Origin of the sequence: Bacillus sp. C30 (genome assembly GCF_040838255.1) — a bacterium.
In the GTDB taxonomy this organism is placed as follows: Bacteria; Bacillota; Bacilli; order Bacillales; family Bacillaceae_G; genus Bacillus_A; species Bacillus_A mycoides.
This window is the reverse complement of the sequence record NZ_JBFPJH010000398.1, coordinates 1-2,742: the sequence shown is the minus strand read 5'-3', so window position 1 is coordinate 2,742 and position 2,742 is coordinate 1. Positions and strand designations below refer to the sequence as shown.

Annotated in this window: 1 protein-coding gene and 1 pseudogene; both read left to right on the top strand. The window is 37.9% G+C overall.

Translation table 11 applies throughout. The features are described from left to right. A pseudogene (locus tag AB3X49_RS20820) lies at positions 1 to 230 on the top strand (DUF669 domain-containing protein); the annotation flags it as partial. A gap of 72 nt (positions 231 to 302) precedes the next feature. After that, positions 303 to 2,642 (top strand): phage/plasmid primase, P4 family, encoded by a 2,340-nt coding sequence (locus AB3X49_RS20815; protein ID WP_367964475.1) that lies wholly within the window; start codon positions 303 to 305, stop codon positions 2,640 to 2,642. Positions 2,643 to 2,742: the final 100 nt, after the last annotated feature.

Here is a 2,742-nt window from a genome sequence, read left to right as displayed (position 1 = left end):
CATGTGGATTTGGTAATAATCATGTTTTCACTTCTGCTGAAGATATGGGCAAGCAACTTATCAATAAGAATTTAAAAATCACAGTAAAACATGAAGAATATGAAAAGGTTGTGGATGGTCAAAAACAAAAACGTAAGGCTGCCAAAGCGAAGTATTATGATATGTCGGATGTAAATCCAGTGACGTCAGGTGCTCCAGTCGTTGTGGGCGAATCTGAATTACCGTTCTAAATAACTAAATAGAGAGGTTGGTTTTTGCCGACTTCTCTTTTTTATACCCTAAAAGGTTAATTGGAGGGCGCAATGAAAGAAAATCTATATAATTTTAACGAAATTCCAGCTGAATTAAAAGCTCTTCCTCAGTGGGTGCTTTGGCGTAAAGAGAGCCGAAATGATAAATCGACAAAAGTGCCATATCAAGTAACTGGTGAAATGGCGCAAGCAAATAACAGACGTACTTGGTCAACATTTGCAACAGCAGTCAAATTCTACTTAGAAGGTGATTATGACGGCATAGGGTTCGTGTTTAGTAGGCAGGATAATTACGTGGGAATTGACTTGGATAAGTGTGTTGTGGACGGAAAAACAAATGCTTTCTCAACTGAGATTATCGATACATTAGACAGCTATACAGAGTTTTCACCATCAGGTAAAGGCATTCACATCATCATCAAAGGAAACCTTCCACAATCTGTTTTAGGAACAGGACGGAAAAATACGAAGCATGGTTTAGAAATTTACTCATACGGTCGTTTCTTTACCTTCACAGGAAATCGTGAAAATTCTAATGATGTATATGATCGCACGGATGAACTAGCAGAAGTGTTTGAACAATATTTTGATGATAGCGATATTCAAGGTCGTGTAAATTTAGCGGAATTTGAAAAGGATGAAATCAAAATTTCAAACGAAGCCTTATGGGACAGGATGTTCCGCAGTAAGAACGGTGACAAAATTCGATCATTATTCAATGGCAACATAGTTAATGGTGATCATTCTGGAAGCGATCAGGCTTTATGTAATCATTTAGCATTCTGGACCGGTAAATCAGCAACTCGAATGGATTCCATGTTTCGTGAAACGAGCTTAATGCGTGATAAATGGGATGTAATTCATTTCAGGGATACCAACGAAACATACGGTGAAAGAACGATAGCAACCGCTATTTCATCTACTTCCTCCACAATTCTTGATAATAAGCAGCAATTCGAAGAATTTTCGTTTGATTTTCTCAATGAAGAAGCGGTAGAAGTTGTGGAAGACAAGCCGAAAAAGAAATTTCGTTTAACGGAGCTCGGAAATGCTGAACGTATCGCCTATGAATACGGACATGTAGTCAAGTATGTAAATGAAATGGGGTGGTTTATATGGGACGGAAAAAGGTGGAGATTGGATACCAAAAAAGAGATCGAACGAATCACCGCAAAAGTACTTCGTGGTCTGTATAAATCAGAAGATGAACTTGAAGTGAAATGGGCAAGAGCGTGTGAAAGAAGGAATATTCGAATGAATAGTATTAAGGACCTTATGCCGTTGGTTCCAGGAGATCGTAAGGAATTTGATGTACATAAATACTTGTTCAATGTAGAAAATGGGGTTGTGAATTTGCAAACGGGTAAGCTTCAGCCACATGAACGAAATTTATATCTATCAAAAATCACCAACGCTACATTTGATGAGCAGGCGAAATGCCCAACCTGGTTAACGTTTTTAGAACAAATATTTTTAGGAGATACAGAACTGATTGAATATATGCAACGATTAATTGGATATAGCCTTACAGGCTGTATTTCAGAGCAAATTATGGTGTTTTTAGTTGGGGGAGGATCGAATGGAAAGTCCACATTTATTAATACGATCAAAGACCTAATGGGGGAGTATGGGAAACAGGCAAAATCGGATACATTCATTAAGAAAAAAGAAACGGGTGCGAATAATGACATCGCACGACTTGCTGGCGCTCGTTTTGTAAGCGCAATTGAGAGTGAAGAAGGGGAGAGGCTTGCGGACTCATTTGTGAAGCAAATAACGGGAGGAGAGCCTGTGTTAGCGCGATTCTTAAGGCAAGAGTATTTTGAGTTCGTTCCAGAATTTAAGGTGTTTTTTACGACAAATCATAAACCCATTATTGGAGGGGTGGATGAAGGGATTTGGAGGCGTGTTAAATTAATTCCATTTCAATTAAATTTACCAGCTCATCAGCGTGATAAGCAATTATCCGAAAAGTTATCTCTAGAAATGTCAGGGATTCTCAATTGGGCGATTGAGGGGTGTATGAAATGGCTGCAGAATGGGCTACAGGAACCCACAGAAGTAGCAGAAGCAATAGGGAAATATAAAGAGGATATGGATATTTTAGGGCCATTTTTACATGAAGTTTGTTATGCAGATACTCCTAAAAATGAAGCGATTCGAATAGAAGCAAAAGAATTATATGCTGCCTATGACAACTGGTGTTTTCGGTCAGGAGAGCGAGCTTTAGGAAACCGATCATTCTATCGAATGTTAGAAACGAAGGGATTTGGAAAAATGAAAGGAGCAGGTAATAAAACATTTCTTACAGGAATTACCTTGATAGCACGAAAGTCAGCTCATAAAGGAGTTATTAAAAACGAGAAAAATAGCAACTTTAAGCTTGTTTAATAACGATTTTTTGCACTGAAATAACTTGTTTCAGCTTTTAATAACTTTTTTGAAATTCAGTTGCATCAAGGGTTCAACCTATATTTGATATCTATTTAAT